The sequence below is a fragment of the Actinomadura sp. NPDC048021 genome (assembly GCF_040653135.1).
Lineage (GTDB): Bacteria > Actinomycetota > Actinomycetes > Streptosporangiales > Streptosporangiaceae > Spirillospora > Spirillospora verrucosospora.
Map to the genome: position 1 here is coordinate 79,389 of NZ_JBEZJQ010000013.1, position 26,159 is coordinate 105,547.

Genomic DNA, 26,159 nt, shown 5'->3' on the forward strand with positions numbered 1-26,159 from the left:
CCCCGTCGCGAGCCGGACGATCCTCACGCCACAGTGCGGGCGTGTTGTGTCCGTGCAGGTTTGCCGGTGGCGCTGCGGTCGCCCGGCTCGCGCCCTCGCTCAGGTCACCCCGTCGCCCCTGGGAAGGGGTCGCTCCCCCTGGGCTATTCGCGGTGGTGGAGTTCGCCGGGCCAGGCCTCTTCGGGCCAGGCGGGGACCTGCTCCGAGGCGTCGGGGTCGACGCCGGGGACGATCTGCTCGCACCAGACGACCTTGCCCGCGGCGGTGCGGCGGCTGCCCCAGCGGTGGGCGAGCTGGCTGACGACCAGGAGGCCGCGGCCGTTCTCGTCGTCGTCCTCGGCGCGGCGCAGGCGCGGAAGGGCGGCGGAGCGGTCCAGAACCTCCAGGACGAGGGTGCGCTCCAGCAGGAGGCGCAGCTCGATCGGGCCGTGGGCGTAGCGGAGCGCGTTGGTGATGAGCTCGGAGGCCAGCAGCTCGGTGGTGTAGTCGAGGTCCTCCAGGTCCCATTCCGCCAGGCGGGTGCTGACGAGGCCGCGGGCGCGGCGGACGGCGGCCGGGTCGGCGGGCAGCGTCCAGGAGGAGTACCGGTCCTGGGGAAGGCGGCGCAGCCGGGCGATCAGGACGGCGATGTCGTCGCGGTGCTGGTCGGCGTAGACGCCCGCGAGGGTGGTCTTGGCGAGGTCCTCCATGGAGCGGTCGACCGAGTCGCGGCCGAAGATCTTCTGGAGGCGGGCGAGGCCGTCGTCGATGTCGCGGCCCCGGTTCTCGACCAGGCCGTCGGTGTAGATCACGAAGAGGCTGCCGTCCTCGACGGGGAACTCGCGGCTCTCGATGGCCGAGCCGCCCGAGACGCCGAGCGGCGGCGCGGGCGGGACCTCCAGGTACTCGTTGTCGCCGGTCGGGCTCGCCAGCAGCGGCGGCAGGTGCCCGGCGGAGGCGATCTCGATGGTGCCGCTGGTCGCGTCGTACACCGCGTAGACGCAGGTGGCGAAGTGCGGCTCCTGCTCGCCCAGCTCGATCATCAGCTCGTGCATGACGTGCAGGGCGTCGGCGGGCGGCAGCTCCAGGTTCGCGAGCGTGTGCAGGGCGGTGCGCAGCCGCCCCATGGTGACGGCCGCGCGGACGCCGTGCCCGGCGACGTCCCCGACGATCAGGGCGACGCGGGCGCCGGGCAGCGCGATCGACTCGTACCAGTCGCCGCCGACCTCGACCAGCTTGCTGCCCGGCAGGTAGCGGTGCCGGACCTCGACCGAGGACGGCGCGGACAGCCGCATCGGCAGCAGGCTGCGCTGGAGCGCGAGCGCGGTCGCCCGCTCGCGGCTGTAGCGCCGGGCGTTGTCGATGACGATGGCGGCGCGGGCGGCGAACTCCATGCCGATCTCGACGTCGTAGGCGTCGAACTTGCGGAAGCCGGGGACGCGGGTGCAGGCGATGAAGCCGAGCAGCGTGTCACGGGCGATCATCGGCAGCAGCACCATCGACACGTTCGACAGCAGCTCGCCCGCAGGGCCGCGCCGCCACAGGCGGCCGATCTCACTCGCGCGGTCCACCTCGATGTGCGGCAGGTGGACGGGCCGGGCGGTCTCCATGACCTGCCGGTACGGCGTGCCCTCCGGGAAGACGAGCACCTCGCCGACGGGGAACGTGGACGTCCAGGCCGGGTTGCCGTCGTCGGAGGTGACGGCGATGCGGCGCAGCACCGCCGAGCCGGACTCGGCGTGCACCTCGTCGGCGGCGACCAGGCTCTCCAGCACCAGCACCGACGCGACGTTGCAGAAGTGCGGGACGACGACGTCGACGAGACCGCGGGCGGACTGGTCGAGGTCGAGCGTGGCGCCGAACCGGGTGAGCGGGTCGTCCATCAGGGCGCGCCGCATGAGGGCCGGGTCCTGGTAGCGCTCGCTCGGCGGCAGCTCGACGCGGATGAACAGCAGCGCGGCGGGCGCCGCGCCCGGGCCGCCTCCGAGCATCGGCTGCACGGTGAGGAGGGCGTCGGCGGGCGCGCCGCCGTCGCCGCGCAGCACGCCCATCACGCCGTTGCGCTCCTGCCCGCCGCCGTTGGCCTCAAGGAGGGTCTCCAGCTCGGCCTTCGCCTCGTCGCCGACCAGGTCGGTCGCGGGCCGGCCGATCAGCTCCTCGGGGGCACGGCCGAGGACGGCCTTGGCGTTCGGGCCGCACTGCACGATGTGCCGAGCACCGTCGATGCCCAGGACCAGGGTCCGGGACGCCGAATCGGTGGCTGGCGCATCGCCTCGCGGCGCCATGACGGATCTCACCTGACGCGCTCCAGACAGCCGGTCGTCTCAGCACTACCCAGCGACAGTATGGGGCATGAGCCAGCGGTAAGGGGAGAAGATCGCGCTTACCGCGCCTAAAACCGCCCGTCGTCCGCTTCCGGACGGCTTTACCGCGCGCTCTCGATGCCCCGCAGGAGGGTGTCGACGACCGCGTCGGCGTACCCCTCGGGGAACGTCTCCTGCGGCCGCTTGGCGGTCAGGGAGCCGAGCAGCAGCGACATCGCGACCTCCACGTCGAGGTCGGGGCGCAGCTCCCCGGAGTCGACCCCGCGCTGGATCACCCTGCGGATGACGTCCCGCCGCGGCTCGATGACCTCCTGCCGGTAGCGGGCGTACAGCTCGGGGTGCTTCTCCGCGCCGCCGACGACGTTCCAGAAGCACCGCGAGTACCGTCGGTGCCGGTCGCCCGCGAACCGCCGCGCGATCGCGGTGAGGTCCTCGCGGGCGGACGCGCCGGACGGTTCGGGCAGCGGCTCCTTCACCGCGCCGAGCGCGTGCACGATCAGCGCCTCCTTGCTGGGCCAGCGCCGGTAGATCGTCGTCTTGCCGACGCCGGCGCGGGCGGCGACCGCCTCGATGGAGACGCCCGCCACCCCCGACTCCTCGGCCAGCAGGTCCAGGGTGGCCTCGACGATGGCCTTCTCGGCGCGCTCGCTGCGCGGCCGCCCCGCCTGCCGCCGCTCGGTCCCGGTCATGATTCCCTCACCCTGCCACACCGGCCGTCACACGGCGGCCTTCTCCGGCCGCCGCTCGGCCGGAGCCTGCTCGGACGGCGCCGCGGCGCGTCCCGGCATCCACTTCAGGACGACCAGGGCGCCGATGAGGGAGACCACGGCGGCGGCGACGGACGCGGCGTGCATGGCGTGCACGAAGGCGGCGTCGGCGGGGCCGACGAGGCCCTGCCCGGCGGGGCCCATCCGGGCGGCGACGGCGTGCGCGCCCTCGATCGACTCGGCGGCGGCCTGCCGCGCGCCGGCGGGCAGCGCGGCGAGCTCGGCGCGCAGGTCGCCGCGGTAGACGGAGGCGACGACCGAGCCGAGCACGGCCACGCCCATCGCGACCGCGACCTGGCGGGCGGTGTTGTTGATGGCCGATCCGGCGCCGGCCTTCTCGCGGGGCAGCGCGGACATGACCGACTCGGTGGCGGGCGGCATCACGTTGGCCATCCCGACGCCCTGCACGAAGAAGATCGCGCCGAGGATCCACAGGGAGGTGTGGACGCCGACGAACTGGTAGCTCGCCAGCGCGACGGTGACCAGCAGCAGCCCGACGGTGCAGACCGCCTTGGCGCCGAACCGGCGCACCATCGCGGCGCTGCGCGGGGCGAAGGCGAGCTGCGCGACGGCGAACGGCAGCACCATGGCCCCGGACTGGAGCGGCGTCAGGCCCCGCACCGACTGCATGTAGAAGTTGGCGAAGAAGAACACGCCGGTGGCGGCGAAGAAGCACAGCGCGATGGAGGCGACGGCGGCCGACATGCGCGCGTCCTTGAACAGCCGGACGTCGAAGGCCGGGGACGCGGTGCGGGCCTCGTGCCACACGAACAGGGCGAGGACGGCGGCGCCGGCGAGGATCGGGCCGAGCACGGGCGCCTGCAGCCAGTCGCCCTTCTCACCGCCCTGGATGATCCCGTACGACAGGACGACCAGGCCGATGACCGACAGCACCACGCCGACCGGGTCGAGCCGGCCGGGGGCGGGGTTGCGCGACTCGGGGACCAGGAACGCCATCAGCGTGACGCCGACCGCGATGACCGGCACGTTGATGAGGAAGACCGAGCCCCACCAGAAGTGGGCGAGCAGCAGGCCGCCGGTGAGCGGGCCGATGGCGACGCCGAGGCCGACCGCGCCGGCCCAGATGCCGATGGCGCGGGCGCGCTCGTGCGGCTCGAAGACGTTCGTGATGATCGACAGCGTCTGCGGCATGACCGCGGCGCCGCCGAGGCCCATCAGGGCGCGGGCGTAGATGAGCTGCTCGGGCGACTGCGCGTACGCCGACACCAGCGAGGCGAGGGCGAACACCGCCATGCCGCCGACGAGCACGCGCTTGCGGCCGATCCGGTCGCCGATCACGCCGAAGGTGAACAGCAGGCCGGCGAAGACCAGCGTGTAGGAGTTGATCGCCCATTCGAGCTGGCTCTGCGTGGCGCCGAGGCCCTTGTCGGGGTCGGCGATGGTCTTGAGCGCGACGTTGAGGATGGTGTTGTCCAGCACCACCACCAGCAGGCTCATGGTCAGGACGCCGAGGATGTACCACCGGCGCCGCTGGATCGTCTGGGGGTCCATGTCGATACGCAACGGTATCGTTTCGGAATCTGTTCCCGGCCCGGCGGAGAAAATTCTGGAATGGGGAGGGGTACCCGAATCGTTGGCCAGGTGGCACCATCGGTTTCGTCTGGGTACGCCGCAGTGGCGCCTCAAGACCAGCGGAGGTTCTGCATGTCTTCATCCGTCGCACCCCCGGCACAGCCGACCGCACTCTACGGCGGTACGAGCGGGCGCAGGGTGACCGTACGCGACATCGCGGCGGCGAAGCAGCGGCACGAGAAGTGGCCGATGCTCACCGCCTACGACGCCCTCACCGCACGGATCTTCGACGAGGCCGGCATCCCCGTGCTGCTCGTCGGCGACTCCGCCGCGATGGTGGTCTACGGCTACGACTCGACCATCCCCGTCACCGTGGACGACCTGATCCCGCTCACCGCGGCCGTCGTCCGCGGCTCCAAGCGCGCCATGGTGGTCGCCGACCTGCCGTTCGGCTCCTACCAGACGGGCGTCACCGAGGCGCTGACGGCCGCCACCCGGTTCCTCAAGGAGACCGGCGCCCACGCGATCAAGCTGGAGGGCGGGCGCCGCGTCATCCCGCAGGCCGAGGCGATGGTCGCGGCCGGCATCCCGGTGATGGGCCACCTCGGCCTCACCCCGCAGTCGGTGAACGCGTTCGGCGGCTACCGGGTGCAGGGCCGGGGCCAGGACGGCGACGAGCTGATGGCCGACGCCAAGGCGCTGGAGGCGGCGGGCGCGTTCTCCGTCGTCCTCGAATGCGTGCCCGAGGAACTCGCCGCCCGCGTCACCGCGTCCCTGTCCATCCCGACGATCGGCATCGGCGGCGGCAACCAGACCGACGCGCAGGTCCTCGTCTGGCAGGACATGGCCGGCCTCACCCCGCACACCGCGAAGTTCGTCAAGAAGTTCGCCGACATGAACACCCTGCTCGGCGAGGCGGCCCGCGCCTACGCCGACGAGGTCGTCAGCGGCGCCTACCCGGCGCCGGAGCACACCTACCACTAGCGGGCACGGGCCCCAGCGCCGAACCAGGCCCACCCCCGCACGGCCGCGCCGCCCCCGGCGCGGCCGTGTGTGGTTTCCGCCTACTGGTCGGGGTCGGAGCGGACGGGCGAGGGCCGTGCTCCGGCGCCGGACCGGCCGCCCTCGTGGCCCTGGCCGTCGCGCGGCGGCGGGACGCGGCGCGGGGCCGCGCCGTCCGCCGTGATCTCGTCGCGGAGCGTCTCCACGGCGGAGCGCAGCACGTCGGGACCGGCGACGTTCATCAGCAGCAGCCCGAGGTTGAGGGCCATCTGGCCGTCGGTCATCTCGCTGCCGGCGAGCGCGTCCACGGCCGTGCGCAGGTCGGCCTGGTCCTCGGCGGAGACGTTCTGCAGCAGGCCGAGGCAGTACGTCGGCAGCGCGAGCCGCGACCGGGCGAACGAGACGCCCCGCATGATCTCGCCCGCCTCGTGCGCGCGGGTCTTGGCCTGCATCCGGTCGACGCCCCGGTCGGCGGCGGCCAGCAGCGAGGTCAGCAGCGTGCTCGGCCCGACGGCGACGTCCTCGTCGCCGACCCGGACGGTGAACACCGCGCTGCGGAACACCATCATCGAGCCGAGGCTCGCCACGAGCACCTGCGTCGCCTCGGCGACGTGCGGCGACTGGACGCCGAACCGCCAGCCGAAGGTGTGCAGGAGCAGCAGCGAGCCCGCGCCCGCTCCCCCGTTGATCAGCACGTACGCCCAGGTGCTCGGCACCCGGACCAGCGTGGTGGGCCGGTCCCGGTACCGGCTGACCAGCTCGGCGATGCCGACCAGGCAGCTCAGCGAGACCGCGACGACGTATCCGATCATCGGGCCGCGGTCACTCCCCGGTCAGCCGGACGACCTCGTCGATCTCCCGTTCCACCGCGACGAGGCCGCGCTCGCGCAGCACGTCCACGGCGTCGGCGACCTCCAGCAGCCCGAGCCGGGTGGCGTGGTGGATCTGCTCCAGCGACAGCGGGCCGTTGGCCGCCCGCAACTGCGCCAGCACGCGGCGGCACGCGTCCTCCGCGCCCGGCTCGGCGTACCCGGCGGCGCGGCCGGGCTCACCGGCGGGCGCCGCGCCCGGCGGCCGGGCGCCGCCGCTCCGCCCGGAAGGGGCCAGGAACGCGCTCCACGGATCTGCCGACCGGTTCTCTCTCATCTCCACCCCGCCTGTCGCCACTGCGATGGTAATCCAGGACTAGGACGCGGCGCAGGCCCGAACCGCTCCCCGCACGGTCAGTGGTCTCGGTCTCGGGGACCGTCCGGCGGCCCGGCCCCGTCCCGGCCGTCCTCCTCCTCCGCACCGGACGGGCCGCGGCGCCGGGAGGAGGACCGCGCCACGATCAGGCGGTCGCCCGGTTCGAGGGCCGCGCAGCCGGCGTCGTCGAACGGCAGCAGCCGCCCGTCCCGCACCACCGCCAGCGCGGGGACGCGGACCGCGCCGAGCGGGCCGCCGACCTCGTCCGGGTGGACCTCGCGCTCCACCAGGTCGAGGCCGCTCCCCTGCTCCAGCAGGTCCTCGATGACCTCGCCGACGCTCGGCTGCGTGGTGGAGACCCCGAGCAGCCGCCCCGCCGCCTCCGACGAGGTCACCACGTGGTCGGCGCCGGACTGGCGCAGCAGCGGGACGTTCTCCGACTCGCGCACCGCCGCCTGGATGCCGGCGTGCGGGTTGAGCTGCCGGGCGGTCAGTGTGATCAGCACCGCGGTGTCGTCGCGGGCGCTCGCCACCACGATCTCGCGGGCCCGCTGGACCGAGGCCTGCCTGAGCACCGAGCTCCGGGTCGCGTCCCCGACGACGCCCGCGAACCCGGCCTCGGCGGCCTCGGCCACGACCCGCGGGTCCGGGTCCACGACGACGATCGACTCGGGCGGCACCCCGGTGCTCAGCAGGGTCCGGATGGCGCTGCGGCCCTTCGTGCCGTAGCCGGCCACCACGATGTGGTCGCGCACGCGTGCCCTCCAGCGGGACCTTCGCCAGTCGTCGCGGGTGCGTTCCGCCAGCACCTCCAGGGTCGTGCCCACGAGGACGATGAGGAACAGCACCCGGACGGGCGTGATGAAGACGATGTTGACGAGCCTCGCGCCGTCCCCGACCGGGGTGATGTCGCCGTACCCGGTCGTGGACATGGTCACGGAGGCGTAGTAGAAGGCGTCCAGAAGCGACAGCCGCCCGTCGCCGGTGTCGCGGTACCCGTCGCGGTCGAGGTAGACCACGGCCACCACCATGAGCAGCAGGACGAGCGCCAGCCCGACCCGCTTCGCCACCGCGCGCAGCGGCCCCGTCCGGGCCGACGGCAGCAGGACGAGCGGCCGCCGCGCGGCGTCCTGACCGTTCATGCCGGCCGACCGTTCATGCTGGCACCGTACCGGGGACGGCCCGCCCGATGCGCGGTCAGACGTCCGTGATGCGCAGTCCGGCGTGGGCCTTGTAGCGGCGGTTCATGGAGATGAGGTTGGCGGTGAACGCCTCGATCTGGTGGGCGTTGTGCAGCCGCCCGCCGTAGACGCCGCGCATGCCGGGGATCCGCCCGGCGAGGGCCTGGACGAGGTCGGTGGCCTCCCGGTCGTTGCCGAGCACCAGCACGTCCAGCTCCATCTGGTCCACTTCGGGGTCGAGCAGCAGCCTGGCCGACACGTGGTGGAAGGCGGCCACGACCCGGCTGTCGGGCAGGACGGCCGCGGCCTGCTCGGCGGCGCTGCCCTCCTCGACCGGCAGCGCGAACGCTCCCTTGCCCTTCTCGAAGCCGAGCGGGTTCACGCAGTCCACGACGATCTTGCCGGCCAGCTCGGCGCGCAGCGACTCCAGCGTGGCCCTGTGCCCGTCCCACGGCACCGCCACGATCACCACGTCGGAGTCCCCGGCCGCGACCGGGTTCTCCGCGCCGGAGACGGGCAGGTCCGCGCCGAGCTCGTCCGCGGCGGCCTGGGCGCGCTCGGCCTTGCGCGACCCGATCGTCACGCGGTGCCCGGCCAGCGCGAAACGGCGCGCGAGGCCCTTGCCCTGGTCTCCCGTCCCGCCGAGGATGCCGATGGTCAGGCCGCTCGCGTCGGGAAGGTCGTAGGGCGTCTTCTGCTGCTGCTCAGTCATGCGGCCGAGTCTGCCAGGCCGCTCACCGGCGGCCCGGCGCCGGGCTCCCGCATCGCCGAAAGGGCCTGCCGGGGGCGCGGGGTGGGGCACCATGGTGCCCGTGGACGCCGAGCAGATATCGATGTTGCGCGAGGTCCTGTCGGCGACGGGCTGGCTGGAGCGGACCGAGGAGTTCGGCCGGGCGCTGCGCGTCACGTCCCGCACCCCGGGCGGGCTCCTGCTGGTCGGCACGCCGGCGGGCGACCCGTGGCATCTGGCGGCGCACCTCGACGACGAGAGCCGGCTCGGCGGCGCCCCCGGCCTCGCGCCCACGCTGGTGCGCTGGGAGCCGCCGGCCGACGCGCCCGCGCACCTGCGGGTCGGGCTGGATCGGCTGGAGGAGGCCCGGCGCGGCGAGACGCTGTTCGTCGTCGCCGAGGAGGGGGCGCCCGTCCCGCTGCTGGAGCGGGTGGACGACGCGCGCCGCACCGGGGCGACCGTCCTCGCGCTGGAGGGCGGCGACCGCGAGCTGCGCGGCCTCGCCCACGAGGCGCTGACCGTCCCGCCGGGCGAGGCCCTCATGTCGTTCGACGGGGCGCAGCACCTCGTCAGCGCGGCCGCGGGCCGGGAGCCGGAGCGGAGCCCGCGCGGGCTCAGGCGCCGCCTCGCCCGGCTCCTCGACGCCGTCTCCGGCCCGGTCCCGGACTAGTCCTCGTCCTGCCTGCGCCACGCCTCGTTGCGCTCGCGGGCGATGGCCATGGCGTCCGCGGCCTCGCCCTCGGTCCTGTAGGGGCCCATGCGGTCCTTGCCGGGGCAGCCGGCCCCGTGCTCGGGCTTCATGTGCTTCAGGCAGAACCACCAGTCACCGTCGTCACCGGCCATCGGCGCTCCTTTCGATCATGCGCTGGCACGAGAGTGTGCCCGGATCGCGCTGACTACACTCCATCACTATGACGACCCAGTTGCTCCGACCCGGACGCGTCTCCCCCATGCGCAAGGTTCCCTCGAACATTCCGCGCCCTGAGTACGTGGGGAAGAAGCGGCCGCGGACGGGCGAGCCGGACGTCAAGTCGCCCGAGACCATCGAGCGGATGCGGGTCGCCGGGAGGATCGCCGCGCAGGCGCTGGAGGAGGTCGGCAGGCACGTCCGGCCCGGGATCACCACCGACGAGCTGGACGCCGTCGGGCACGAGTTCCTGCTCGACCACGGCGCCTACCCCTCCACGCTCGGCTACCGCGGGTTCCCCAAGTCGCTGTGCACCTCGATCAACGAGGTGATCTGCCACGGCATCCCCGACGACACGGTCCTGCGCGACGGCGACATCATCAACGTCGACATCACCGCCTTCGTCGGCGGCGTGCACGGCGACACCGACGCGACGTTCCTGTGCGGCGACGTGGACGAGGAGTCGCGCCTGCTGGTGGAGCGCACCCGCGAGGCGGCGATGCGCGGCATCCGCGCGGTCAAGCCCGGCCGGGCGCTGAACGTGATCGGGCGGGTCATCGAGTCCTACGCCAAGCGGTTCGGGTACGGGGTCGTGCGCGACTTCACCGGGCACGGGATCGGCACGACGTTCCACTCCGGCCTCGTCGTCCCGCACTACGACGACCCGGCCGCCACGACGATCATCGAGCCGGGCATGACGTTCACCGTCGAGCCGATGCTGACCCTCGGCACGCACGAGTACGACATGTGGGACGACGGCTGGACGGTCGTCACCAGGGACCGCAGGCGCACCGCGCAGTTCGAGCACACGCTGCTGGTCACCGAGGACGGCCACGAAATCCTCACCCTGCCGTGACCCTTCCCTCGATCTAGAGTCCGATTCGCCCGCATCCGGCCCGGGAGACCCTCGAGAGATGAACGCCCCAGCGCCGTACGAGCCGAGGGTTCCCTCCGACAGCATGCCGCCGGGGCAGGCCGCGCTGAGCGTGACGTGGGCGGCGCTGCCGTTCCTGACCCTCGGCTTCGCGACGCCGTTCACGTTCGCCGCCGCGCTGCTGTGGCGGCGGAGCGTGCACCTGCTGGTGTCGACGGTCGTGTACGCCGGGGTGTTCGCGTTGATGCTGTCCCTGCTGTCCGGCACCGGCGAGGACGAGGGCACCGTGCGGGCGGCCGGCATGCTGATGTCCGTCCTGGCGGTGGTGGGCTGCGGGCACGCCTTCCTGATCCGGCGGAAGGTGTTCGACCCGCACGGGCTCTCGGGCGTCGACAACGAGGCCGTGGTGGAGCGGGTCAAGCGGCAGCGGCTGCTGCGGCAGAAGGCGCGGGAGCTGGCCGCGTCCGACCCGGGGCTCGCCAAGGAGCTGCGCATCGGGCGGCCCGACCTGCCGCACCAGTACAACGACGGCGGGCTCGTCGACGTCAACCACGCGCCCGCGCAGACGCTGACGCTGCTGCCCGGCGTCACTCCGGAGCTGGCGGCGACGATCGAGCGGGTCCGGGCCGAGACGGGCGGGTTCGTGTCGGCCGAGGAGCTGTCCGCGGTGGCGGGGCTCCCGCCCTCCCTCACCGGCGATCTGGCCGAGTACGCCGTCTTCATCCGCTGAGCGCGGGTATGCAGCGGGCGTGACGCCGAAGAAGCCCGAGAAGGACGCCGCTCCCCCCGCCCGCGAGGGCGACCGGCTCGCCGAGTACCGGGGCAGGCGCGATGCCGGACGGACGCCGGAGCCCGTGCCCGGCGACGAGGCGCTCCCGCGCGGGAACGACGACACGTTCGTCGTCCAGGAGCACCACGCGACCAGCCTGCACTGGGACCTGCGGCTCGAACGCGACGGCGTGCTCGTGTCATGGGCGGTGCCCAAGGGCCTGCCGTGGAGCCCGGAGACCAACCACCTGGCGGTCCACACCGAGGACCATCCGCTGGAGTACGCCGCCTTCGAGGGGGAGATCCCGCCCGGCGAGTACGGCGCGGGGAAGATGACGATCTGGGACCGCGGGACCTACGAGACGGAGAAGTGGTCCGAGCGCGAGGTGAAGGTCGTCATCCACGGCTCGCGCGTGTCCGGCCGCTACGTGCTGTTCAGGACGCGCGGCAGGAACTGGATGATCCACCGGATGGACCCGCCCGCGGACCCGGACGCCGAGCCCCTGCCGGAGTCGCTGCGCCCGATGCGGCCGCAGGAGCGGGCCCGCCTGCCCCGCGACGCGGACGCCTGGGGGTTCGAGTTCGCGTGGGGCGGCGAGCGGCTGGCCGCCTACGTCGAGGGCGGCCGGACCCGGTTCACCGACGGGCGCGGCCGCCCCGTGGACGGCCCCGGCGGGCTCGGCTCCCGGCTCGGGGCGCAGCTCGGCGTCCGGCCCGCGCTCCTGGACGGGGAACTGGCCGTCCTGGACGGCCGCGAGACCTACATGATCTACGACGTCCCGCATCTGGACGGGCACCCGCTGCTGGACGTCCCCTACCGGGAGCGGCGGGAGCGGCTCGACGACCTCGGCCTGGCGGGCCCACGGTGGCAGACGGCCCCCTGGTTCCCCGGCGACGGCGGCGCCGTCCTGCAGGCGGCGCGCGACCAGGGGCTGCCCGGCGTCGTCGCCAAGCGCCTGGACTCCCCCTACGAGCCGGGCGAGGAGTCCGGCGCGTGGCGTCTCGTCCCGTCCCGTCCGAGGAAGCGGCGCTGACCCGCCCGCGGGCTCGCTGATCCGCTTCGGGAAGCGCGGAGAAAGCCCGCGCCCCGGGCGGAACCGGCGGGCGCCTCCGGGCATCAAAAGGACGTGACGCCCCGTTCGGCGCGTCTTCGCTGAAAACGATCAGGAGCGGTTTAGAGTCCCGCCCTGAGACGGGCGGCGATACGCGCTGGAAGGCGGGGGAACGGCACATGATGGGCAAGACGCATGCCCTGAGCGGCGCGCTGGCGTGGCTGGGCGCCGTCCCGATCCTCGGGCAGGAGCGGCTGCTCGGCGAGCACGCGGTGACGCTGTCGCCGGAGCAGATCATGGCGGGCGCCGTGGTGTGCGCCGGCGCCGCGATCCTGCCCGACATCGACCACCACAACGGCCGGATCGCCAACACCTTCGGGCCGATCACGAACCACATGTGCAAGTGGATCGGGAAGCTGTCGGGCGGGCACCGGCAGGCGACCCACTCGATCCTGTTCGCGGTCGGCATCGGCTGGGCGATGGACACCCTCGCCACCCACTTCATCTGGGCCTGGTGGGCCTGCCTGTTCATGATCGTGGGGCTCGGGCTGCGCGGCGTCGGCCTGGACTTCGAGGGCGCCGAGCCGCAGTCGGCGCTGGCGGACTGCGCGCTGGCCCTGATCGCGGTCTGGCTCATGCACAACATCGACATGAGCTTCGTCGGGTTCGCGGTGACGCTCGGCTGCCTGGCCCACGTCGCCGGCGACTGCCTGACACCGCGGGGCTGCCCGGTGTTCTGGCCGCTGCCGTGGCGTATCGACGTCCCCGTCATCCCCCGGACGGACGGCAAGGTGGAGCGGTGGGTGGTGATGCCGGTCCTGATCCTCGGGATCGCCATCCTGACCGTCCGGTCCGTGCTCGGCGACATCACCGCCCAGTGGCTGACGCGCGGCTGATCATTCGATCATGTCGGCGAACTGGTCGCAGGTCAGGACCTCCCATCGGTTCTTGGTCAGGTTCAGCGTGCTCCACAGGCTGACGCGCCGGATGCCCTGGACGGCCTGCGCGGTGCACGCGATCTGGGCCTTGGCCGTCCGCGACCATGTCTTCGCCGCGACCGCCTGGCGGACCGGCCGCACGACCAGCTGGGTGGGACGGCTCACCGGCTTGGAGACGTCCTCGACCGAGTACGCCTCGAGTTCCTCGCGGACGTCGGTGCGCAGCCCCATGGCCCGCTCGTTCCCGGTCGGCGGCACGCTCAGCTGCTTGATGCCCAGGTGCGGCTCGCCGGGCAGGCCGGGCCTCGTCACCTGCACCAGCCTGCCGTCCCGCACGAGGTAGAGGGTGATCGTGGCGGCGTACGCCTGAGCGAGCGGCTGGTCCCCCGCGCTGATGATCCCGGTCGGCTGGATCCCGCAGCCGGTCAGGGCGGCGCAGGCCGCCGCCGCCAGGAGCGCACGCGTCCGGTCCGCCCGCCTCATGGGCGCTCGTCCCCTTCCGCGTCGGGCAGCCACAGGGTGAACACCGCGCCGCCCTCCGGCCCGTTGGCGGCCTCCAGCGTGCCGCCGTGGAGCAGGGCGTTCTCCCTGGCGATCGACAGGCCGAGGCCGCTGCCCTCGCTGCGCGAGCGGGCCGCCTCCGCCTTGACGAACCGGTCGAAGACCACCGCGGCCACGTCGGGCGGAAGGCCGGGTCCGCGGTCGGCGACCACGACCCGCACTCCGCCCGCGTCCTCCCGCTCCGGACGGCCGAAGCGCAGCGAGACGGGCGGGCGCCCGTGCTTGAGGGCGTTCCCGGCGAGGTTGGCGACGATGACGTCGAACCGGCGCGGGTCCAGCCGGACGAACAGGTCGGCGGGGCCCTCCACGGCCACCTCCTCCTGCCAGCCGCGCGCCTTCAGGGTCGCGCCGACCGCGTCGGCCACGTTCACGTCGTCCAGGACGAGGGCGGCGGCGCCCGCGTCGAACCGGCTGATCTCGATCAGGTGCTCCACGAGCGCGCCGAGCCGCCGGGTCTCGTCCGCGACGAGCCGGGTGGCCGCGTCGCCCCCGCCGCCCTCGGCGGCCTCCTCGGCCAGCACGTCCGTCATGGCGATCATCGAGGTGAGCGGGGTGCGCAGCTCGTGGGAGACGTCGGCGACGAACCGGCGGGACGCGGCCTCCATCGCGCGCAGCTCCGTCACCGTCCGCTCCAGCGCCTCCGCGGTGCGGTTGAAGGTGGAGGCGAGGTCGGCCAGCTCGTCGCGGCCCTGCACCCGGACGCGGGTGTCCAGCCTTCCCTCGCCGAGCGCGCGGGCGGCGGCGCCGAGGCGGCGCACGGGACGCAGCACGCCCCCGGTGGCCAGCAGCGCGAGGACGAGCGCGGCCGCCAGGGCCGCGGCGTCCGCGATCAGCAGGGTGCGGGTGAACAGCCACAGGTCGGCGGCCTCCCGGCGCAGGCTCGCGGAGACGAACACCATCGGCGGCGTCGTGCGCCACGGCTCCTCCGGCGACGTCCGGACTCCGGCGACGCGGGCGCCCACGAGCAGGTAGGGCGTGCCGTGCCACTCGACGCGCTGGAAGACGACGCCCCGCGCCGCGCGCCGGGCGAACTCGGCGGTCACCGGGACGTCCAGGGCGTCCGGCGCCGGGAGCCCGGCCCTGTCGGGCCGCACCGGCACCGCGACCGCCCGGCGCCCCCGCGCCGAGCCCAGCGCGTCCACCAACGCCGCGGACACCAGCGGTTCGGTGTCGGGCGGCAGGTCGGGCGGGACGTGCTGGGCGAGGGTGGTGCGGACGTCGTTGATCACCGCGTCCTGGGCGCGCTGCAGCATCACCCGCCGCAGCAGCACGTAGGAGATGCCGGAGGCGAGCACGGACGCCAGCAGCGCGACCGCGGTGAACGCGGCCGCGAGCCGCACCCGCAGCCCGGTGAACCGCAGGCGCCGCATCCCGGGCGCGACGAACCGGAGGAGGCTCCTCACGGCGCGGTGAACCGGTAGCCGAAGCCCCGGACCGTCTCGATCAGCCGCGGCTCGGCCGGCTCGTCCTCGATCTTGGCGCGGACCCGCTGGACGCAGGCGTCCACGAGCCGCGAGTCGCCGGGGTAGGTGTGCTCCCACACCTCGGCCAGCAGGTGCTGGCGAGTGAGGGCCTGACCCGGGCGGCGCGTCAGCTCCAGCAGGAGCCGCAGCTCGGTCGGGGTGAGGCGCAGGTCGGCGCCGCCCTTGGTGACCTTCAGGGAGGACCGGTCGACGACGAGGTCGCCGTAGACGGACCGGTCCAGGCGGGTCTGGTCGGCGCGGCGCAGGACCGCGCGGATCCGGGCGTCCAGGACCCGCGGCTCGACGGGTTTCACCACGTAGTCGTCGGCGCCCGCCTCCAGTCCGAGGACGACGTCGAGGTCGTCGCCCCGCGCGGTCAGCAGGATCACCGGCAGCGGGTCGTCCCGGCGGATCCGGCGGCACACCTCGATGCCGTCGATGCCGGGCAGCATCACGTCCAGGATCGCGATCTCGGGACGGCGCGCCCGCAGCGCCTCCAGGCCGTCCTCGCCGGTGGCCCGGGACGTCACCCCGTGCCCCTGGCGGGTCAGCGCCAGCTCCAGCGCCGTCCGGGCGGACGGATCATCCTCGATGAACAGAATGCTCGCCACCCGGTCATTATCGGCCGTGCGCGATCACCGAACGGGATGTGTCACAAGATCCGGACATCTTCGGCACAAGACCATGACGGTCCGGCGGAACCGTGGAGCGCATGTCGCTCGTGCTGCTCCCGCCCCGCCGTCAAGCGCCGCCCGCCCCGCCGGGCCCCCGCCGGCCGCGCGCCCTGCCCTGGCTGCTCGCGGCGGGCGTGCTCGCGCAGGCGGCGGTCCGGCTGTGGTTCGCCTGGTCGCGGACGGGCCCGGCCGCGAACCCGGACGAGACCGGCTACCTGCTCGCCGCCCGCCTGCTGGCCGGCGGGCCGGGCGGGGACCTGTCCGGGAACACCTTCTACCAGGGCGGATACCCGCTCCTGCTCACCCCGGCCTTCTGGTTCTCCCACTCCCCCGCCACGGTCTACACGATCGTGATCGCGATCAACGCGGTGCTGGGAGCGGCCCTGTTCCCCCTCGGGTACGCGGCGGCCCGCCGCCTCGGGCTGGCCCGCCGGTCCGCCCTGCCGCTGGCGTTCGCGGCGGCGCTGCTGCCCGCGACGACGTTCTTCGGCGCCTTCGCGCTCGCGGACGCCGTCCTGCCGGCGCTCGTCCTGGCCTGGCTGCTGGCGCTGGACCGGTTCGTCCGGAACGGCCGGGCCGGGGACGCCGTCCTCGCGAGCCTGGTCGCGTCCTTCACGGCGGCCGTGCACACCCGGGGAACGATCCTGCTCGCCGTCCACGCCGCCGCCCTGGTGGTCATGGCTCTGCCCGGGCGCCGGAAGGCCCGCGCCGCGCTGGCCGGGGGCGCGGCCGCGCTCGCCGGGTACGCGGCGGGCGCGGCGCTGAACGCGCACGTCCGCGCCGAGTTGTATCCGCGCGGCACGCGGGACCTCGCCGGGATCCTGACGTCCCGGCTGACCACGGTGCCGGGGCAGGAGTGGGCGCTGTCGGGCGCGGCGGGGCAGCTCTGGTACCTGATCGTCTCCACCTGGGGCCTGGCGGGGGCCGGGCTGGTGGCCGTCGCCGCGGTCCTCGCCCGGCGGCGGACTCCAGCCGCGGACAGGATCATGGCGGGCGTGCTGCTCGCCGCCACCTGCGGCATCGCCTACGCGTCCTCGGCCGCGCTGCCGGACGAGCACCGCGTGGGCAACTTCGCCTACGGCCGCTACCTGGCGTGCGTGGCGCTGGTCTACGCCCTCGCCGGGGCCGCGGCGCTCGGGCGCCTCAGCGCGGGCCCGGCGATCCGGGTGGCGGCGGCGAGCGCCCTCCTGCTGGAGGGAGCCGCGCTGTGGGTCACCGCCTACGCGGGCGAGCGGCTCCGCACCCACGTCTTCATCGGCTTCGACTTCCCCGAGGTCACGTTCCTGACCGCCGACCGTGGCGCGCTGCACCTGCACGAGGCGACATTCGCCGCCCTCGCCCTGCTCGGCGGCCTGCTCGTGCTGACCAGGCCGAAGACGGCGGCCGTGGCGGCCGTCGCGATCGCCGGGGTGAACCTCGCGGCGCTGACGTTCGCGATGGGGCCGCACACCCGGCGCGTCCCCGCCGAGTCCCCGCTCCCCGGCCCGGCCTCAGGCGGGGTCGTCACGGACGCGTCGCTCCACTGGGCGGTCAGGACCGCGCTGATGTACCCCGTGTGGTGGACGCGCATCGGCACGTTCGACACCCGCGCCGGACGGCCGCCCGCGCCGGGCGTGTGCACGGTCGTGGTGCCCCTCCCGGACGGGACGCCGCCCGAGGCGTCCTGGCCCGCCCATCCGGCGGGCTGGCGGCCGCACGCGGGACGGTTCTGGTCGGTGTCGTGGGCGGCCTGGCACGACCCGTCCTGCGCGGGCCCGGGTCAGTAGCGCGTCACCAGCGCGATCCGGTCGTGGTCGATGAGGAAGCCGTCCGAGACGAAGGTGACCTCGCCGCCGTACTCCAGCACCGTCTCGATGACGTGGTCGACGACGTCGTCGACCACGTCCGCGCCCTTGAGCACGCCGGGCATGCCCTCCACCGGGATCAGCTCGCCCTTGGTCCGCACCGCGGGCGCGTAGTAGCCGCGCTCGACGACCAGGTGCTCGCCGCGGCCCTCCTCCACCAGCTCCGTCACCTCGCACAGCCCGCCCGCGTACCGCTGGATGCTGCGCGCCGCCTCCAGCTCCGACAGCACGCCGACCTCGCGGAGGTCCTCGTAGGCGGCGAGCGCGGGCCGGGCGGCCTCGGCGAGCGCGCTCGGCGAGGCGCCCTCGAAGCTGCCGTCGACGCGTCCCGCCACGGTGACGTGCGGTCCCGCCACCTCGTCGAAGACCGCCTGGTGCCGGGTGACGCCGGCGACGATCAGCGGGCGCCGGTCCCGCGCGAGGACGCGTTCGAGGTCGGCCGCCACGTCCCGCATGGTCTGGCGGCGGCGCTCGCCCTCGCCGCCCTGCGCGGCCCGCCGCGCCTGCCGTCCGGCGCTCGCCTCGTCGATCGGCTCGGGCTCCACGGGGAAGCCGCCGCGGGCGTACTCGGTCAGCTCCGCGCCGAGTCCGCTCCACAGCCGCGTCCGGTGGTCCGACAGCGACAGCAGCCAGTAGCGCGGCGTGCGGGTGAAGTCGGCCACGAGGTCGCGGGTGGCGAACCCGGTGTCGACGACCACCCGCTCGTCCACGGGCTGGCCGATGGCGAACGCGTGGTGCTCGCCGTGCGGGGCGGCGAACAGGACCAGCGCGTCGGAGCCGTGCCGCGGGTCGACCTCGCCCGCGGCGCGCTCCAGGCCCCGGACGACGTCGTCGGCGGCGTCGGACTCCACCCGGGGGTCGTCGTGGAGGCGGCGGCGCACCTCGCCCAGCAGGTTCCGCAGGCGGATGCGGTCCTGCCGGCCGTCCCGGGCGGAGCGGTGCGTCGGCATCAGCACCGACACCGCGGGATACGGCCTCGGCTTGCGCAGCCCGGACAGGGTGACGGCGTCCATGATCCCCCGATCGTCGCTCTTCATCCTTTCTGTCTCTTTTGTAGCGACCTGTCGGTAAATGAGGTGTAAGGCCTGTCCGATTTGCGGGCCGGGACGTCAGCCCGGCGTGATGAAGGCCGTCTCGTAGGCGAAGATCACTGCCTGGGTCCGGTCGCGGGCCTGCATCTTGGCGAGGATATTCCCGACGTGCGTCTTCACCGTCTGCGGGCTCACGAAGAGCTCACGGGCGATCTCCGCGTTCGAGTGGCCCTTGGCCATCAGCCGCAGCACGTCCCCCTCCCGCTCGGTGAGCCGGCCGTGCCAGGCCGCGCCCCCGCCGCCGGACGGCCCGTGCCGCCCGGCCAGCTCCCGGATCGCCGCCGGGAACAGCAGGCTCTCGCCGTGCGCGACCATCCGGATCGCCTGCAGGATCTCCTCCGGCCGCGTCCGCTTGAGCAGGAAGCCGTTGGCGCCCGCCTTCAGCGCGTCGTAGACGTACTCGTCGTTCTCGAACGTGGTGACGACGATGATCCGCGGCGGCTCCGGCACGGTGGCGATGATGTGGCGGGTCGCCTGAATGCCGTCGAGCCGCGGCATCCGCACGTCCATCAGCACGACGTCGGGGCGCAGCCGCCGCACCTCGCCCGGCACCTCGGTCCCGTCGGACGCCTCGCCGACGACGGCCAGATCGTCCTCCGCGTCGATGATGGCGGCGAGCCCGGCCCGGATCAGCCGCTCGTCGTCGACCAGCAGCACCTTGATCGTCATGATCCGGACCTTAGCGGCAGCGAGACGCGGAACCGCCACCGATCGCCGTCGGCCCCGGCGCTCATGTCGCCGCGCAGCACGGTGACGCGCTCGCGGACCCCGCCGAGGCCGCGGCCGCCGCCGTGCCCCGCGCCCTCGCCGCGGGTCGCGCCGAGCGGATTGGTCATCTCGACCTCCAGCCGTTCCCCGTCGGTGCCGAGCCGCAGCCGCACGGGCACCTTCCCCGCGTGCCGCAGGGCGTTCGTCAGGCCCTCCTGAACGATCCGGTACGCCTCCCGCGACACCGCCGCCGGGACGTGCTCCACCTCCGGGTCCACCTCGGCGTCCAGCGCCACCCCGGCGATCCGCGTCTGCTCCAGCAGCCGTCCGAGGTCCTTCAGCGTGGCCTGCGGGGCGGGACGGGACCGGTCGTCGCGCAGCAGCCCGAGCACGTGGTCGAGGTCCTCCAGCGCGGCACGGGCCGAGTCCTCGATCGCGGCGAGCGCCTCGCGGGCGAACTCCGGGTCGCTGTCCAGCACCCGCCCGGCCGCCCCCGCCTGCAGGGTCACCACGCTGAGCGCGTGCCCCACCGAGTCGTGCAGCTCCCTCGCCAGCCGGTTGCGCTCGGCGAGCCTGACGGCCTCGGCCCGCATCCCCTCCATCCGCTCGGCGGCGGACGGCCCGAGGAACACCGGCGCCAGCCGGGCCAGCAGCGCGCCCGCCCCCACGATCAGCGCGAGCAGCAGGACCAGCGACCCCAGCCCGATCAGCGGCGCGGGCCACTGGTGCCAGGCGTCCTGCCAGCCCCAGGACTGCAGGAACCGGGTGTCCCAGCTCACCGCCGGCGCGATGAGCATCACGACGGCGGCCGGGGGGAGGACCAGGCTCAGCCCGCTGACCACGACGCCCGTGCCGAGGTGCAGCGTGAACCACGCGGCGGTGCGGCCGCGGCTCTCCCAGGAGCCCGCGGAACCGGGCACGAGCCCGGCGGCGGGCCCCCCGAGCAGCTCCTTGGCCAGGGAGCTCTCCAGCAGCCGCACCGTCGGCACGAGCCCGGTGACGAACGTCGCGGCCGCCGGCATGACGACCAGCATCAGCACGCCCTTGACCAGGCTGTTGCCCATCGGCACCAGCGGGGTCATGCTGATCGCCAGGAACCAGTACGGCATCAGCAGCGCGCCGCCCACGACGAGGTGGGACCAGCGCCGCCAGGTCGTCCGCTCGATCAGCGGGCGGAGCACACGGAGCACGCCCTGATCCTGACAGAACCGGCGGCCCGGCCACTCCCCCGCGCGGGGGAGGCCGCGCTCACGCGTTGTCCTTCTCTCCGGCGGCCTCTCCGGCGGCGCCCTCCCCGGCGGTCCCGCCGGAGGCGCGGTCGCGCTCGGCGAGCTTGGCCAGGCGCGCGTTGTAGGCGGCGAGCTCGTCGTCCTCGGGGCGCCCCCCGGCCTTCGCGGCCCGGTCGGCCTTGCGGTCCATGCGCCGCGCCTGCCGCTGGTCGTGGACGTACCACTGGAAGGCCAGCACGATCAGGACGATGAACGTCGGCACCTCGCCGAAGCCCCACGCGATGGCGCCGCCGGTGTGCTGGTCGTGCAGGATCGTGGTGCCCCACGGCGGGTCGACGGAGGTGTACCAGCCGCGGGCGAGCGCCTGGCTCATGTTCATCAGGGCGATGCCGAAGAACGCGTGGAACGGCATCGTGACGAACAGCAGCAGCAGGCGGGCCGGATACGGCAGCTTCCGCGGCGCCGGGTCGACGCCGAGCAGCACCCAGAAGAACAGGGAGCCGCTGGCCAGGAAGTGGACCGTCATCGCGATGTGGCCGAGATGGTTGCGCATCGCGGCCTCGAACAGCGGCGTGAAGTACAGGACGAACGTGCTCACCACGAAGACGAGCGTCGCGACCGCGGGATGGGCGATCACCGCGAGGTACCGGCTGTGCAGCACGGCGGTGAGCCACTCGCGCGGGCCGCGGTCGCCGCGCACGCGGGCGGGCCTGAGCGCCCGCAGCGCCAGCGTCACCGGCGCGCCGACGACCAGGAAGATCGGCGTCAGCATGTTCAGCACCATGTGCTGCGCCATGTGCACGCTGAACAGGATCGGCGCGTACCTGGCGACGCCGGTCTGGGTGACGGCCGCGATCGTCAGGAGCCCGATCAGCCAGGACGCGGTGCGCCCCCAGGGCCAGGAGTCGCCGCGCCGCCGCAGCCGGACGACCGCGGCGAGGTAGAGGCCGCCGAGGACGACGACGAGGGCGGCGAAGAACAGGTCGAACTGCCCCAGCGTCAGCAGCCGGACGGGGGTCACGTGCGGGGGCATGTCGTAGCCGAGCAGCGACTTGACCGCGGACTCCGGCTCGGCCGGGGCGGGCGGCGCGGTCCGGGCCAGCGCGACGGCCAGCCCCATGGTGGCGCCCATCACCGCGGCCTCGACGGACGCGAACCGGGCGAACGCCCCCGGCCTGCCGTCCGCCACCGCGGGCAGCGTCCGCGTCCGGTGCCACCAGCCGAACCAGCCGAGCACGCAGAACGCGATGATCTTGCCGAGCGCGAGCCGTCCGTAGTCGGTCTCGACCATCTCCCGCGGATCCGGCAGCCGGGCGATCACGTTCACCAGGCCGCTGGCTCCGACGACGACGTAGCACCACAGGGCCATGCGGCTGAACCGCTCCGCGACGAGCGGGAGCCGGTCGCGGCGCAGCAGCGCGTGGGCGGCGACGACGGCGAGCCCGCCGACCCACGGGGCGACGGCGGCGACGTGCAGGGCGACGCCGGTCGTCGCGGTGGAGTGGTTGGCGGCCGAGGCCGAGTGCCCGGTGAGCGGCGCGGGCAGCAGGGCGATCCCGGCCAGGGCGAGCAGCCCGAACGCGGCGGCGGGCGTGGTGGTGGTGCGGGCCAGAAGCGCCACCACGACGGCCAGCAGCACCACGACCATGAGGGCGGTGCCCTGCGGCAGCGAGCCGACGTAACTGCTCAGCTCGCTGCCGGTGAGGACGTCGCCGACCGGCTGGCCGAGCACGTCCGCGACGGTGAACACCAGCGTGGCCGCGGCGGCGGCGGCCCAGGCGGCGGCGATCCAGGAGGCGGCGTTGAGGTAGCCGAGGGCGTCCCCCGACAGCCGGGGCGCGGCCCGCCCGCCCTCGACGGGCAGGAACGCGGCCGCGGCCAGCAGCGCGCCGACGGTCAGCGCGGACAGCAGGTCCATCGCCGCCCGGGAGACCGGAAGCCCCCACCGGGTGAGGGCGCCCGCGTCGCCGAGGCCGGGGATGACCTTCTCGGTGACCGAGCCGCCGAGGACGAGCCCGGCCACCAGCAGGACGGCGCACGCGGCCAGGGCGGCCGCCCCCGCCCGCCAGACGGCCAGGCTCCCCTTACTCACCGCCGGTGGCCGCCTGGTGCTTGCGCTTGGCGCGGAACACGATGCCCACGCCGATGCCGACGCCGACGAGCAGGCCTCCGATGATCAGCACCCACAGGAGCATCCCCGAGCCGGAGTCCTCCTCGGCCGCCTCGTTCTCCTGGTCGGCCTTGAGCGGCCGCTCGTCGGAGTTGGCGGCCGGGCCCGTCTGCTCCTCGGCGCCGACCCCGCCCGCGGTGGGCGCGGACGAGGCGGCCGGCGGGGCGCCCGCGGCGCCGTCCCCGGTCACGCTGAACGTCAGGTCGTTCCCCTCGATCGGGTGCCCGTCCTCGCCGACGACCCGGTAGGCGACCGTGTAGGAGCCGGCGGGCAGCGGACCGGACAGCTTCTGCGTGACCTTGGTCCCGGCGCGCTCGGCGGCGCCCGCCTGGAACTCCTTCTTGTTCCCGTCGCTGACGACGACCTTCGCCAGGCTGATCTCGTCACTGAAGACCAGCGTGACCTCAGTGACCGCGTCCGCGGACCTGCCCTTCTCGGGCGTGCTGCCGACCAGCTTCGTGTGCGCCATCGCGGGGGGCGCGGTGAAGGCGCCGAAGGCGAGCGCGGCGGCGGCGATCAGGCCGAGGCGGCGCAGGGGCCGGCGGGACTTGAGCATGTTCATGGAGGGCCGGGTTCTCTAGTGAGTCGAAGGGCTCCGTCTACCCTACTGAGCCCTCCGCCATGGCACGTCCCGGGTCGCGCGACGGCGCGGCCCGGGAGGAACGGCGCCGGTCAGTTGCACCCGCAGTCGCAGTCGCAGCAGTCGCACGAGTCGCAGCAGTCACAGCAGTTGCAGCAGTCGCAGCAGCTCCCGTCGCAGCCGCCGCCGTCGCAGCCGTCGAGGTGCCGGGTGCACCAGCAGCGGTCGTCGCACGAGTCGCCGTGGTGGTCGCTCCACTCGGGCTGGAAGATCCCGCAGGTGGCGCAGACCAGCGTTCCGGTGAAGCACGGGACCGGCCAGCCGGGGCGCGGCGGCCGCGGCCCCCGCCTGGACAGCTCCGCCGGAGCGGCGAAGGCGCGCTCGACCGAGCGGCCCGCCTCGCGGTCCAGCAGGGCCCGGACGAGGCGCGGCCTCTCCAGCTCCAGCTCGGCGAGCGCGAGCCGCAGCCCGTGCAGCGCGCCGTCGGCGTGCCGGCGGGCCTCGTCGAGGGGGGTGCCGGTCGCCAGGAGCGGGTTGTACGCGCCGGCCTCCTCGTCCTCGGCGAGGTCCTCGACGGCGTCGATGAGGTGGGCGAGGCGCCCGAAGAAGCGGCCCGCCTCGGCGAGCGTCTCGGCGTTGCCCTCCCGGCCCGCGAGGACGGCCGTGTGCGCGAACACCGCGGCGACGGCCGTCTCGGTCGGCTCGGTCAGGTCCAGCAGCCCGAGGCCGGGGGCCGCCTCCAGGAGCGGCTGCCGGGCGACGGCGTCGCGCAGCACCGCGGGGTCGAACCCGACGGCGGCGCCCGTGCGGCCGCCCGCGGCGTCCCACCGGTCGGCCATCCGCCCGGCCGCGGCCGCGACGAGCCGGCGCGCGTAGGGCCCGTCGCCGTCGGCCACGTGGTCGCGCGTCTTGCCGGCGGCGAGCAGCAGGGACGCGGCCGCGGCGAGCTGCGCGCCCTGCGCCCGCGCCGTGACGACCTCGGCCGTCTTCATCCCGCGCAGGGCGCACGGTCCGGCCTTACGGCGCGGCGACAGCTCCGGAGCCTGCGCCTCCACCAGCACCGACACGAGCAGCCCGTCGTAGTTGGTGACGAGCCGGGAGGCCTGGCCGTGCTCGGCCCGCAGCGTCAGGCACAGCCCGCAAAGGTGGGCCATCCAGTCCTTGAACAGCGACCCGCACAGAACATGACGGCAAGGTCTGACAACACCGAACACGACCAACTCCCCCATCTCACGCCGACCGCAGCATTATTCATGGACGCGGCGGCACGCGAAACGGTTCGGCCGGATCGGTCCGATCAGACCCCCACGCAGGTCAGGGCGCGGCGGTAGGCGGCCATCCGGGGCCCGTCGGAGGTCCCCGTCCCGGCCAGCACCTCGGCGAGGTCGAACCACGCCTGCGCGGCCTCCCGGGAGGACTCCATCTCCTCCAGGCAGGTCGCGGCCCGGGTCAGCACCTCGACCGCGCGGTCGTGCCGGCCGAGCCGCACCGAGGCCTCGCCGAGCACGGTCAGCGCCCCGGCGGTGGCGCGGCGCGGGGCGTCCCCGAGCAGGTCCAGGGCCTCCTCGGCAAGCGCCACCGCCTCGGCGGGACGGCCGAGCGCGGTCTCCGCGCGGGCAAGCTCGGTCAGGCACCAGGCCACGTCGATCTCGCCGGAGGAGCTGGCGCTGATCTCGCCGCGCACCCGGGCGAGCAGCTCGCGCGCGCGGTCGGCCTGGTCGGGCTTGGCCCGCAGCAGCAGCCCCGCGTAGATGACGCGGAGCCGGTTGAGGTTGCGGGGGTCCTCGCCGTCGCCGGCCAGCATCAGGGCCCGCTCGGCGAGCGCGACGCCCTCGTCGTACTCGCCGCGGATCTCCGCGACGTAGGCGGCCTCCCAGTAGGCGACCATGCGGGCGCGGGGGCTGCCGATCCGCTCGGCGCGCTCGACGAGCTGGGCGGCGAGCTGGCGGGCCCGGACGAGGTCGCCGCGCTCGATGAACGCCGACAGCAGCGCCGCGCCGAGGTCCACGGCGGCGTCGGTGGAGTCGGCGCCGGTGGCGACGAGGTGCCGCAGCGCGGTCTCGGCGGCCTCCACGCCCGCGCTGATGTCGCCGCGCTCGCGCAGGCAGCGGCTCAGCGCGACGTGCACCTTGGCCCAGTGGTCGAGGTCGGCCTCGGCGGACGCCTGCCCGGTCAGCGCCGTCAGCTCGGCGATCGCCTCCTCCAGCTCGCCCGCGGCCTCCAGCGCGAGCGCGTGGCCCCAGCGGGCCTGGTGCAGCATCTCGGGGAGGGCGACCGCGTCGGCGCTCGCGAGCACCTCGGCGAACCGGGTCCGCGCCTCGGCCGCCGCGCCGTTGCTGAGCGCGATCTCGGCGTAGTCGAGGGTGACGCGCAGCTCGTCCACGACGTCTTCGCTGACGCCGCTGACGAGATAGGTCGCCGAGCAGTTCAGCTTCGCCGCCAGCAGGTCGACGACGCTCGGCGCCGGGACCCGCTTGTCGCTCTCGATCAGCGAGATGTAACTGTCGGACAGCTCGGGGAAGGCGAGCTGCGCCTGGCTCACGCCCTGCCGGATCCGCAGGGCGCGAATGCGCTGCCCCAGTGTCTCCCGATCCATCGT

General features: G+C 74.3%; 25 protein-coding genes. 7 read left to right on the plus strand and 18 right to left on the minus strand.

Annotated elements, in window-relative coordinates:
- Positions 1–143: 143 nt before the first annotated feature.
- From AB0C87_RS22380 to AB0C87_RS22390, 3 genes are all read right to left on the minus strand, one after another.
- The gene (locus tag AB0C87_RS22380; protein ID WP_353832812.1) at positions 144–2,264 is read right to left on the minus strand and encodes a SpoIIE family protein phosphatase; all 2,121 of its coding nucleotides are present in this window, start codon (positions 2,262–2,264) and stop codon (positions 144–146) included.
- A 140-nt stretch (positions 2,265–2,404) separates the two neighbouring features.
- Complete coding sequence (locus AB0C87_RS22385; RefSeq protein ID WP_345174672.1) at positions 2,405–2,992, minus strand: TetR/AcrR family transcriptional regulator; 588 nt, start codon at positions 2,990–2,992, stop codon at positions 2,405–2,407.
- Positions 2,993–3,019: 27 nt separating this feature from the next.
- Positions 3,020–4,582, minus strand: coding sequence for an MFS transporter (locus AB0C87_RS22390; RefSeq protein WP_345174669.1), 1,563 nt, complete (start codon positions 4,580–4,582; stop codon positions 3,020–3,022).
- 153 nt (positions 4,583–4,735) lie between these two features.
- Here AB0C87_RS22390 and panB point away from each other — a divergent pair, with 153 nt between their 5' ends.
- On the plus strand, positions 4,736–5,587 hold the full coding sequence (panB, locus tag AB0C87_RS22395) for a 3-methyl-2-oxobutanoate hydroxymethyltransferase (RefSeq protein WP_345174668.1): 852 nt from the start codon (positions 4,736–4,738) through the stop codon (positions 5,585–5,587).
- An 80-nt stretch (positions 5,588–5,667) separates the two neighbouring features.
- Here the strand turns inward: panB and AB0C87_RS22400 are convergent, their stop codons facing one another.
- The 4 genes from AB0C87_RS22400 to npdG all read right to left on the minus strand — a co-directional run bounded on the left by AB0C87_RS22400 (position 5,668) and on the right by npdG (position 8,683).
- On the minus strand, positions 5,668–6,417 hold the full coding sequence (locus tag AB0C87_RS22400; protein ID WP_345174666.1) for a hypothetical protein: 750 nt from the start codon (positions 6,415–6,417) through the stop codon (positions 5,668–5,670).
- Between the two features lie 10 nt (positions 6,418–6,427).
- The gene (locus AB0C87_RS22405) at positions 6,428–6,751 is read right to left on the minus strand and encodes a hypothetical protein (protein ID WP_353832808.1); all 324 of its coding nucleotides are present in this window, start codon (positions 6,749–6,751) and stop codon (positions 6,428–6,430) included.
- Positions 6,752–6,828: 77 nt separating this feature from the next.
- Positions 6,829–7,932 (minus strand): NAD-binding protein, encoded by a 1,104-nt coding sequence (locus AB0C87_RS22410; RefSeq protein ID WP_345174661.1) that lies wholly within the window; start codon positions 7,930–7,932, stop codon positions 6,829–6,831.
- A 55-nt stretch (positions 7,933–7,987) separates the two neighbouring features.
- Complete coding sequence (gene npdG / locus AB0C87_RS22415) at positions 7,988–8,683, minus strand: NADPH-dependent F420 reductase (RefSeq protein WP_345174659.1); 696 nt, start codon at positions 8,681–8,683, stop codon at positions 7,988–7,990.
- Between the two features lie 91 nt (positions 8,684–8,774).
- Here npdG and AB0C87_RS22420 point away from each other — a divergent pair, with 91 nt between their 5' ends.
- Positions 8,775–9,371 carry a hypothetical protein gene (locus AB0C87_RS22420; RefSeq protein WP_345174657.1) on the plus strand — a complete coding sequence of 199 codons (597 nt, stop codon included), beginning with the start codon at positions 8,775–8,777 and terminating at the stop codon, positions 9,369–9,371.
- On the opposite strand, the gene AB0C87_RS22425 is transcribed toward AB0C87_RS22420, so the two are convergent.
- Positions 9,368–9,544 carry a hypothetical protein gene (locus AB0C87_RS22425; protein WP_345174656.1) on the minus strand — a complete coding sequence of 59 codons (177 nt, stop codon included), beginning with the start codon at positions 9,542–9,544 and terminating at the stop codon, positions 9,368–9,370. The two genes, AB0C87_RS22420 and AB0C87_RS22425, sit on opposite strands and share 4 nt — an antisense overlap.
- 68 nt (positions 9,545–9,612) lie before the next feature.
- On the opposite strand from AB0C87_RS22425, the gene map reads away from it, so the two are divergent.
- The 4 genes from map to AB0C87_RS22445 all read left to right on the plus strand — a co-directional run bounded on the left by map (position 9,613) and on the right by AB0C87_RS22445 (position 13,198).
- Entirely contained in the window at positions 9,613–10,464 is an 852-nt protein-coding gene (gene map / locus AB0C87_RS22430; RefSeq protein ID WP_353832805.1) for a type I methionyl aminopeptidase, read from the plus strand.
- Positions 10,465–10,522: 58 nt separating this feature from the next.
- Positions 10,523–11,212 (plus strand): helix-hairpin-helix domain-containing protein, encoded by a 690-nt coding sequence (locus tag AB0C87_RS22435; RefSeq protein WP_345174651.1) that lies wholly within the window; start codon positions 10,523–10,525, stop codon positions 11,210–11,212.
- A gap of 19 nt (positions 11,213–11,231) precedes the next feature.
- Positions 11,232–12,284, plus strand: a complete 1,053-nt coding sequence (locus AB0C87_RS22440) for a DNA polymerase ligase N-terminal domain-containing protein (protein ID WP_345174648.1) — start codon at positions 11,232–11,234, stop codon at positions 12,282–12,284.
- A gap of 197 nt (positions 12,285–12,481) precedes the next feature.
- Positions 12,482–13,198, plus strand: a complete 717-nt coding sequence (locus AB0C87_RS22445) for a metal-dependent hydrolase (RefSeq protein WP_345174646.1) — start codon at positions 12,482–12,484, stop codon at positions 13,196–13,198.
- Here the strand turns inward: AB0C87_RS22445 and AB0C87_RS22450 are convergent, their stop codons facing one another.
- The 3 genes from AB0C87_RS22450 to AB0C87_RS22460 are packed head-to-tail and all read right to left on the minus strand — an operon-like array spanning position 13,199 to position 15,875.
- Complete coding sequence (locus AB0C87_RS22450; protein ID WP_345174645.1) at positions 13,199–13,723, minus strand: hypothetical protein; 525 nt, start codon at positions 13,721–13,723, stop codon at positions 13,199–13,201.
- The gene (locus tag AB0C87_RS22455; protein WP_345174643.1) at positions 13,720–15,204 is read right to left on the minus strand and encodes a HAMP domain-containing sensor histidine kinase; all 1,485 of its coding nucleotides are present in this window, start codon (positions 15,202–15,204) and stop codon (positions 13,720–13,722) included. Before AB0C87_RS22455 ends, AB0C87_RS22450 begins: the two co-directional genes overlap by 4 nt.
- Complete coding sequence (locus tag AB0C87_RS22460; RefSeq protein ID WP_345174640.1) at positions 15,201–15,875, minus strand: response regulator transcription factor; 675 nt, start codon at positions 15,873–15,875, stop codon at positions 15,201–15,203. Before AB0C87_RS22460 ends, AB0C87_RS22455 begins: the two co-directional genes overlap by 4 nt.
- 101 nt (positions 15,876–15,976) lie before the next feature.
- Here AB0C87_RS22460 and AB0C87_RS22465 point away from each other — a divergent pair, with 101 nt between their 5' ends.
- Complete coding sequence (locus AB0C87_RS22465; RefSeq protein WP_353832802.1) at positions 15,977–17,704, plus strand: hypothetical protein; 1,728 nt, start codon at positions 15,977–15,979, stop codon at positions 17,702–17,704.
- Here AB0C87_RS22465 and AB0C87_RS22470 read toward each other — a convergent pair.
- From AB0C87_RS22470 to AB0C87_RS22500, 7 genes are all read right to left on the minus strand, one after another.
- Positions 17,698–18,819: a hypothetical protein gene (locus AB0C87_RS22470; protein ID WP_345174635.1), complete on the minus strand. Its 1,122-nt coding sequence runs from the start codon at positions 18,817–18,819 to the stop codon at positions 17,698–17,700. The two genes, AB0C87_RS22465 and AB0C87_RS22470, sit on opposite strands and share 7 nt — an antisense overlap.
- 72 nt (positions 18,820–18,891) lie before the next feature.
- Positions 18,892–19,542, minus strand: coding sequence for a response regulator transcription factor (locus AB0C87_RS22475; RefSeq protein WP_360579306.1), 651 nt, complete (start codon positions 19,540–19,542; stop codon positions 18,892–18,894).
- Positions 19,539–20,771: a histidine kinase gene (locus AB0C87_RS22480; RefSeq protein WP_353832800.1), complete on the minus strand. Its 1,233-nt coding sequence runs from the start codon at positions 20,769–20,771 to the stop codon at positions 19,539–19,541. The genes AB0C87_RS22475 and AB0C87_RS22480 overlap by 4 nt, the downstream gene beginning before the upstream one ends.
- Before the next feature lie 58 nt (positions 20,772–20,829).
- On the minus strand, positions 20,830–22,902 hold the full coding sequence (locus AB0C87_RS22485) for a cytochrome c oxidase assembly protein (protein ID WP_360579307.1): 2,073 nt from the start codon (positions 22,900–22,902) through the stop codon (positions 20,830–20,832).
- A complete protein-coding gene (locus AB0C87_RS22490) occupies positions 22,895–23,542 on the minus strand; it encodes a copper resistance protein CopC (RefSeq protein ID WP_353832798.1) in 648 nt (215 codons plus the stop codon). Before AB0C87_RS22490 ends, AB0C87_RS22485 begins: the two co-directional genes overlap by 8 nt.
- A gap of 110 nt (positions 23,543–23,652) precedes the next feature.
- Complete coding sequence (locus tag AB0C87_RS22495; RefSeq protein WP_360579309.1) at positions 23,653–24,789, minus strand: DUF5685 family protein; 1,137 nt, start codon at positions 24,787–24,789, stop codon at positions 23,653–23,655.
- A gap of 68 nt (positions 24,790–24,857) precedes the next feature.
- Positions 24,858–26,156, minus strand: a complete 1,299-nt coding sequence (locus tag AB0C87_RS22500) for a tetratricopeptide repeat protein (RefSeq protein WP_353832796.1) — start codon at positions 26,154–26,156, stop codon at positions 24,858–24,860.
- Positions 26,157–26,159 lie beyond the last annotated feature (3 nt).

Coding starts and splice junctions, on each gene's coding strand:
- AB0C87_RS22380 (WP_353832812.1), bottom strand. CDS start 2,264: ATGGCGCCGCGAGGCGATGCGCCAGCCACCGATTCGGCGTCCCGGACC.
- AB0C87_RS22385 (WP_345174672.1), bottom strand. CDS start 2,992: ATGACCGGGACCGAGCGGCGGCAGGCGGGGCGGCCGCGCAGCGAGCGC.
- AB0C87_RS22390 (WP_345174669.1), bottom strand. CDS start 4,582: ATGGACCCCCAGACGATCCAGCGGCGCCGGTGGTACATCCTCGGCGTC.
- panB (WP_345174668.1), top strand. CDS start 4,736: ATGTCTTCATCCGTCGCACCCCCGGCACAGCCGACCGCACTCTACGGC.
- AB0C87_RS22400 (WP_345174666.1), bottom strand. CDS start 6,417: ATGATCGGATACGTCGTCGCGGTCTCGCTGAGCTGCCTGGTCGGCATC.
- AB0C87_RS22405 (WP_353832808.1), bottom strand. CDS start 6,751: ATGAGAGAGAACCGGTCGGCAGATCCGTGGAGCGCGTTCCTGGCCCCT.
- AB0C87_RS22410 (WP_345174661.1), bottom strand. CDS start 7,932: ATGAACGGTCAGGACGCCGCGCGGCGGCCGCTCGTCCTGCTGCCGTCG.
- npdG (WP_345174659.1), bottom strand. CDS start 8,683: ATGACTGAGCAGCAGCAGAAGACGCCCTACGACCTTCCCGACGCGAGC.
- AB0C87_RS22420 (WP_345174657.1), top strand. CDS start 8,775: ATGGTGCCCGTGGACGCCGAGCAGATATCGATGTTGCGCGAGGTCCTG.
- AB0C87_RS22425 (WP_345174656.1), bottom strand. CDS start 9,544: ATGGCCGGTGACGACGGTGACTGGTGGTTCTGCCTGAAGCACATGAAG.
- map (WP_353832805.1), top strand. CDS start 9,613: ATGACGACCCAGTTGCTCCGACCCGGACGCGTCTCCCCCATGCGCAAG.
- AB0C87_RS22435 (WP_345174651.1), top strand. CDS start 10,523: ATGAACGCCCCAGCGCCGTACGAGCCGAGGGTTCCCTCCGACAGCATG.
- AB0C87_RS22445 (WP_345174646.1), top strand. CDS start 12,482: ATGATGGGCAAGACGCATGCCCTGAGCGGCGCGCTGGCGTGGCTGGGC.
- AB0C87_RS22450 (WP_345174645.1), bottom strand. CDS start 13,723: ATGAGGCGGGCGGACCGGACGCGTGCGCTCCTGGCGGCGGCGGCCTGC.
- AB0C87_RS22465 (WP_353832802.1), top strand. CDS start 15,977: ATGTCGCTCGTGCTGCTCCCGCCCCGCCGTCAAGCGCCGCCCGCCCCG.
- AB0C87_RS22470 (WP_345174635.1), bottom strand. CDS start 18,819: ATGAAGAGCGACGATCGGGGGATCATGGACGCCGTCACCCTGTCCGGG.
- AB0C87_RS22475 (WP_360579306.1), bottom strand. CDS start 19,542: ATGACGATCAAGGTGCTGCTGGTCGACGACGAGCGGCTGATCCGGGCC.
- AB0C87_RS22490 (WP_353832798.1), bottom strand. CDS start 23,542: ATGAACATGCTCAAGTCCCGCCGGCCCCTGCGCCGCCTCGGCCTGATC.
- AB0C87_RS22495 (WP_360579309.1), bottom strand. CDS start 24,789: ATGGGGGAGTTGGTCGTGTTCGGTGTTGTCAGACCTTGCCGTCATGTT.
- AB0C87_RS22500 (WP_353832796.1), bottom strand. CDS start 26,156: ATGGATCGGGAGACACTGGGGCAGCGCATTCGCGCCCTGCGGATCCGG.